At 74.3% G+C, this 5,548-nt stretch carries 8 protein-coding genes and 1 pseudogene; 6 read left to right on the top strand and 3 right to left on the bottom strand.

Translation table 11 applies throughout. From position 1 onward, the window contains the following. Positions 1–107: 107 nt before the first annotated feature. From CCN29_RS32510 to CCN29_RS32500, 4 genes and pseudogenes are all read left to right on the top strand, one after another. A complete protein-coding gene (locus CCN29_RS32510) occupies positions 108–341 on the top strand; it encodes a serine hydrolase domain-containing protein (protein ID WP_442538619.1) in 234 nt (77 codons plus the stop codon). Between the two features lie 50 nt (positions 342–391). Next, a complete protein-coding gene (locus tag CCN29_RS32505) occupies positions 392–592 on the top strand; it encodes an ATP-binding cassette domain-containing protein (protein ID WP_086686105.1) in 201 nt (66 codons plus the stop codon). A 4-nt stretch (positions 593–596) separates the two neighbouring features. Then, a pseudogene (locus tag CCN29_RS35155) lies at positions 597–719 on the top strand (iron transporter); the annotation flags it as partial. Beyond that, positions 694–1,701 (top strand): SCO2278 family lipoprotein, encoded by a 1,008-nt coding sequence (locus tag CCN29_RS32500; RefSeq protein WP_078592184.1) that lies wholly within the window; start codon positions 694–696, stop codon positions 1,699–1,701. The pseudogene CCN29_RS35155 and the gene CCN29_RS32500, both read left to right, overlap by 26 nt. 58 nt (positions 1,702–1,759) lie before the next feature. Here the strand turns inward: CCN29_RS32500 and CCN29_RS32495 are convergent, their stop codons facing one another. Then, entirely contained in the window at positions 1,760–2,494 is a 735-nt protein-coding gene (locus tag CCN29_RS32495) for a bifunctional DNA primase/polymerase (protein ID WP_006130062.1), read from the bottom strand. Between the two features lie 217 nt (positions 2,495–2,711). Here CCN29_RS32495 and CCN29_RS32490 point away from each other — a divergent pair, with 217 nt between their 5' ends. Then, positions 2,712–3,593, top strand: coding sequence for a glycerophosphodiester phosphodiesterase (locus CCN29_RS32490; RefSeq protein ID WP_006130061.1), 882 nt, complete (start codon positions 2,712–2,714; stop codon positions 3,591–3,593). 27 nt (positions 3,594–3,620) lie between these two features. Here the strand turns inward: CCN29_RS32490 and CCN29_RS32485 are convergent, their stop codons facing one another. Further along, positions 3,621–4,247 carry a TetR/AcrR family transcriptional regulator gene (locus CCN29_RS32485; RefSeq protein WP_006130060.1) on the bottom strand — a complete coding sequence of 209 codons (627 nt, stop codon included), beginning with the start codon at positions 4,245–4,247 and terminating at the stop codon, positions 3,621–3,623. 103 nt (positions 4,248–4,350) lie between these two features. On the opposite strand from CCN29_RS32485, the gene CCN29_RS32480 reads away from it, so the two are divergent. Beyond that, the gene (locus CCN29_RS32480) at positions 4,351–4,551 is read left to right on the top strand and encodes a DUF6243 family protein (RefSeq protein ID WP_442538618.1); all 201 of its coding nucleotides are present in this window, start codon (positions 4,351–4,353) and stop codon (positions 4,549–4,551) included. Between the two features lie 10 nt (positions 4,552–4,561). On the opposite strand, the gene CCN29_RS32475 is transcribed toward CCN29_RS32480, so the two are convergent. After that, on the bottom strand, positions 4,562–5,527 hold the full coding sequence (locus tag CCN29_RS32475; RefSeq protein WP_442538620.1) for a small ribosomal subunit Rsm22 family protein: 966 nt from the start codon (positions 5,525–5,527) through the stop codon (positions 4,562–4,564). Between the last annotated feature and the right edge of the window lie 21 nt (positions 5,528–5,548).

The following is a 5,548-nucleotide window of genomic DNA, read 5'->3' as shown; positions in this document are numbered from 1 at the left end:
CTGGTCCAGCAGCGGCCGGGGCACCACCTCGCCGCCGAACAGGCCGAACACCAGCCGTTCCAGGTCGGCGGTGGTGGAGATCATGTCCCCGGCCGCTGCTGGACCAGATGCTCACCGTGCCGAACGTCGACGGCGCCACCTACGGGATGGCGCTCCAGCGGTTCGTGGTCGACGGCCGGGAGGTCTGGGGCAAGACCGGCTCCCGGCCCGGCTACCACACGGTGCTGGGCGCCACCCGGGACCTGTCCCGCACGGTCGTCTACTCGGTCAACGCCAAGAGCGCCCGCGACGACGCCTTCCCGCTCGTCGAACGGTTCGCCCTGCCGGCCTTCGCGAGCTGACCGCCCGGCCGGACACACGCAGGGGCGCCTCCCCCGGGGAGGCGCCCCTCATGGGCGGTCCCCGTGACGGTCTCGCCGCCGCCTACGCCCACCGGCTCGCCGTCCTCAGGTCGGGCCGCGTCGAGGCGGACGGGCCGCCCGAGGACGTCTTCACGGAATCCCTTCTGACGAGGGTCTACGACCAGCCGGTCGAGGTGCTGCCCCACCCGCGCGGCGGGACGCCGCTGGTGCTTCCCGTCAGGCAGCGGTGAGGGTCAGGTCACGGTGTGGCCGCTGAGCACGGTCCCCGCGTCCGCCGGTGCGGGCGTCCCGGTAGGGTTCGCCTCCGGGAAGGGGAAGGTGAAGCAACCGGATGAGCAGGGATCTCGGTCTTCGTAGGCTCCACGGACTCCGCGGGCCCCGCGGGCCTCGCCGTACCGCGCTGATCGCGGCCTCCGCGACCGCGCTGTCGCTTACGGCGAGCGGCTGCGTGGTGGTGCACGGCGAACGCGAGGTGCTCCCGGCGACCACACGCGCCGAAGCGGCGAAGGCGCTCGAGGAGTTCACGGCCGCGTACAACAAGGCCGACAAGGCGTACGACTCCTCCCTGGACGCCGACCGCACCACCGGCGCGCTCGCCGACATCGACGCGGCGCGGCTCAAGGCGGGCAAGGTCAACCACCCGGACGGCAACCCGGGTCACGCGCCCCTGGAGCTGACCGACGCGAAGTTCACCATCCCCGCCAAGGCCGGCTGGCCGCGCTGGTTCCTCGCCGACGCGGCCGCCAACAAGGGCGGTGACGTCCGCTGGCTGCTGGTGTTCACCCGCGACGCGCTGGACGACCCGTTCGAGGTGGCGTACCTGACGCTGGTCGCCCCGGACGACATACCCGAGTTCAAGACGGACAAGGACGGCTGGGCGGAGGCCGTCCCCGCGAACTCCGCCGATGTCGCCGTCCCGCCGGGCGAGTTGAGCCGGAAGTACACCACGTACCTGAAGGACGGCGGGGACGGTTTCGCGGACGGTCCGCACACCAGCGCGTGGCGGGACTCGCGGAAGCAGAAGTCGGTGCGGCCGGGTCTGGCCACGCAGTACATCGACGAGCCGATGGTGAACGGCGACTACGCGCCGCTGGCGCTGCGCACGGCGGACGGCGGGGCGCTGGTGTTCTTCACGACCCGGCACTTCGAGAAGCAGACGGCGGCGGCCGGGGCGACGGTGCCGACGCCGAACGAGGACGTGCTGGCGCTGACCAGCGGGGAGATACGCCGGTCGCTGACGATGGAGTTCGTCTCCAACGAGGTGGCGCTGGACCCGGCGGACGGTCCGGTGCAGGTGCTGGGGCGGATCCAGGGGCTGACGTCCGCGAAGGGCGAGTAGCGGGGGCGGAACCGCGGCGCGGGAGCGGGAGCGGTACCGGGAGCGGTGAGCGCGGCGGTCAGTGGTGCAGGGGCCAGGCGGCCCCGGTGGGGTCGGGACGGCCGTCCGCGTACCGGGCGCAGGCGTCCGTGAGGTACTCCAGCAGGCTCAGCGGGTCGGGCAGCGGATGCTCGGGGCCGCGTACCCAGCGGACCGACGGGTCGTCGTCGCCGGGGAGGCGGGCCGGGGGGACGAGGACGTAGGAGCCCCGGCAGTGCCAGCGCAGTCCGGGATGCTCGTCCATGGTCTCCGGGTGGCAGTCCAGCTCGCAGGGCCACCACTCGTCCTCGTCCTCGGGGGTGCCGCGGGTGAGGGTGAAGAACAGCATGCGGCCGTCGTCGCTCTCGGCGACCGGGCCGACCTCGACCCCGGCCTCGAGGAGCCGGCCCAGGGCCTCGCGGCCCGCGTCGAAGGGGACGTCGAGGACGTCGTGGACCATGCCGGTCGCGGTGATGAAGTTGGCCTGCGGCTGGTGGCGGGCCCAGCGCTCGATCTGGCCGCGGTCGGTGGTCGACTGGGTCTGCCAGGCGAAGGACACCGGGTGCCGGGCGGGGGTGGGACAGCCCACGCGGTCACAGGAACAGCGATAGCCGGCGGGGTGCGCGGCGGGCGCCAGAGGCAGTCCCGCCTCGACGGCGGCGAGCAGCAGGGCCTCACGGCCGCCGTCGCCGGCAGCCTGCTTCGGGCGGCGTCCTCGCAGCCACTGGGAGAGTTTGCCCTGCCGGCCGCTCGGGCCGTCGAACTCCGCGCTCATCGATCCCCTCGCCTCGCCGTCGTGCGCCCCAGCATGCCCTATGGTCCCACGATCGTGCGCATCGGGGGCCCGGAGCGAGTAATCACCGCAGGTGGGGCGAGGGTGACACGACAGGGCGCAAGCTGACCGGTGGGGCGAAGGGGACATCCGTGGGGGCGCGGCGGAACCGGGTGTCATTGCACGGCCCGCCCTGACGGGCCCGCCTACCGTGGGCTCCATGGTCACGTGGATCGCGTCGTCGGCGCCGGCCGCCCTGGTGTCCGTGGTGTCCCTGGCCGCGCTGACGCTCACCGGGCACGGCGGCTCTCCCCCGCTGGAATGGGGCGACGGGCCGCTCACGGTGGACTCGCTGCCCCGGGTGACGTACGTCGCGCACCGCGGCGGGGCGCGCGAGGTGCCGGAGAACAGCATGTCGGGGCTGATGGCGGCATACCGGCGCGGTACGGCGCAGGTGCTGGACTTCGACACGCGGGTGCTGCGGGACGGCACGCCGGTGGTCTTCCACGACGCGACCCTGAACCGTACGACCTTCCTGGGCGGTCAGGTGCGGAAGCTGGACGCGGAGGAGTGGAAGGGGGTGCGGCTGCGCCCGCGCGACCGGCTGCCGGGGAGCTGGCGCTCGGAGCGGCCGCCGACGGTGGCGGAGGTGCTGGACCGGCTGGGCGGGCGGATCCTGCTGATGCTGGAGCTGAAGGACCCGGCCGGGCTGGACCGGGTGGCGGAGATGCTGCGGGCGCGGGGGCTGACCCGGTCGGTGTTCGTCAACACCAACGACCCCCGGGTGGCGCTGCGGGTGCACCGGCTGGGCCTGCTGACCCAGCTGTGGCGCTCGGCCGACCAGATGCGCGCCGACCGGCCGGAGCGGTGGCGCTCCTTCGTCGACCTGCTGGACGTCGACATCCGCGCCCGGGACGCGGACATCGGGCGGGCGGTGCGGTCGGGGATCGGGCGGGTGTGGGCGCACACCGTCCTCACCCCGGCCCAGCGCGACCGCGCCCTGGCGCTCGGCTGCGACGGCGTCCTCACGGACGCGCCGGGGCGGCTGGCGCGGTACCGGGCGCGGGTGCCGGGGCCGGTCAGCTCGGTGACGGGGCGCTGAGCGGGTTACGGGCCGGCGGGTTCCGCTTCAGCGGGGGGCGAGGCCGTGGAGGGCGTAGTCGACGAGGGTGTCGGTGTACTCGTAGGTGATCGGGCCGGTGTGCTGGAGCCAGCGCTGGGCGAGCGGGGAGACGAACAGCTCCAGGGCGATGCGCGGGTCGACCTCCGGGCGGACCTCCCCGGCCTCCTGCGCGGCGCGCAGACGGTCGACGTAGAGCTGGAGCTGGGGTTCGAGGAGCTGGGCGACGAAGCGGCGGCCGAGCTCCTCGTTGACGAGGCCCTCGGCGGCCAGGGCGCGGGAAGGCGCCTCGAAGGCGGGGTCGTGCAGCTCGTCGACCGTGGCGCGCAGGACGTACTTGAGGTCGGCGGCGAGGTCCCCGCTGTCCGGGATGCTGTACGGCACCTGTCCGGCGGCCTCGGCGGCCTGGGTGCTCAGGTCCAGGAACGCGTCGAGCAGCACGTCCGCCTTCGACGACCACCAGCGGTAGATCGTCTGCTTGCCGACGCCGGCGCGGGAGGCGATCCCCTCGATGGTGGTCTTCGGATACCCCACCTCGGCGACGAGGGCGAGGGCGGCGTCGTAGATGGCGCGACGGGACCGCTCGCTGCGGCGCGAGGTGTCGGGGGCGGACGACGACGACTGGTTCTGGGCCATGGCCCCAACTTATCAGGTTGACAAGACGCGGCGTCTCGCCGGATGCTGGTGGAGCACGCGAGACGAACCGTCTCGTACCGTTGATGGTGGAAGGGAGCCCCTCATGACCCGAGGCGGAGGAAACATGCTGGGCGTCGGCGGCACCCGGCAGCACCTGGGCCGCAAGGCCCTGCGCGGCGGGGGCCCCGCCGACCGCATCGGCGGCGGCACGGACCCCCAGGCCCAGAAACGCGCGCTGCTGCGCACGCTCCAAGAACGGCGCGAGGCCCGCCGGGAGGGCGACGCGCACAAGGAATCCGACTGAGACCGGTCGGTCAGTCGCTCACGGACGGCGGCGGCCACGGGTCGCCCCAGTCCGTGTCGCGGGCGGCGCGGTAGAGGGCGCCATGGCGCTTGGTGACCGTGGCGCGGTCCAGGGCCGGGTCCGTCTCGCAGAGGTCGAGGAGGACCTGGCCCTTACGGATCTGGGGCTTGCGGACGACGCGGGCGGGGGCCGGGGTGACCGGCCGGCGGGTCGCGGCGACGTAAGCGAACTTCTCGTCCTCGTAGGCGAGCGTGCCGCCCTTGATCTGGCGGTGCAGCGAGGAGCGGCTGACCCGCGCCGAGAAGTGGCACCAGTCGGTGCCGGGCACGATGGGGCAGGCCGCGCTGTGCGGGCAGGGGGCGGCCAGGTGGAAGCCGGCGGCGATCAGCCGGTCGCGGGCCTCGATCATGCGGGCGTAACCGTCGGGGGTGCCGGGCTCCACGATCACCACGGCCTGCGCGGCCCCGGCGGCGGCGTCGACGAGGGCGGCGCGGTCGGCGGCGGTGAGTTCGTTGAGCACGTAGGAGACGGTGACGAGGTCGGCGGGCTCCAGGGTGAGCGAGGCCCCGATCCGGGCGCGCTCCCAGCGGGCGGCGCGCAGGGCGGGGTGACCGGCGGCCAGCTCACGGCCGAGGTCCAGCGCGGGCGCGGCCCAGTCCAGCACGGTCACCGGACGCTCCCCGTCCCAGGTCGCGCTCACCGCCCACGCCGCCGCGCCGGTGCCGCCGCCCACGTCGACATGGCTCCCGGGCACCCACCCGGTCACGGCATCGGCGAAGGCACGCAGCGCCGCGTGCACCGCCTCGAACGTGGCGGGCATGCGGTACGCGGCATACGCGGCCACGTCGGCGCGGTCGCGCAGGATGGGGGCGTCGGTGGGGGTGGCCCCCCGGTAGTGCGCGATCAGCCGCTCGACGGCCTGAGCGGCCTGCCGCGCGGGAACCCCGTCCAGCATCCCCCCGAGGGCGGCACGCAGGGAGTCGGCGGTGGGGAGGGG

The sequence above is a fragment of the Streptomyces pseudogriseolus genome, assembly GCA_002154585.1.
Lineage (GTDB): Bacteria > Actinomycetota > Actinomycetes > Streptomycetales > Streptomycetaceae > Streptomyces > Streptomyces pseudogriseolus.
Note: the sequence above shows the minus strand (reverse complement) of the source record. Positions and strands in the feature narration are given on the sequence as shown.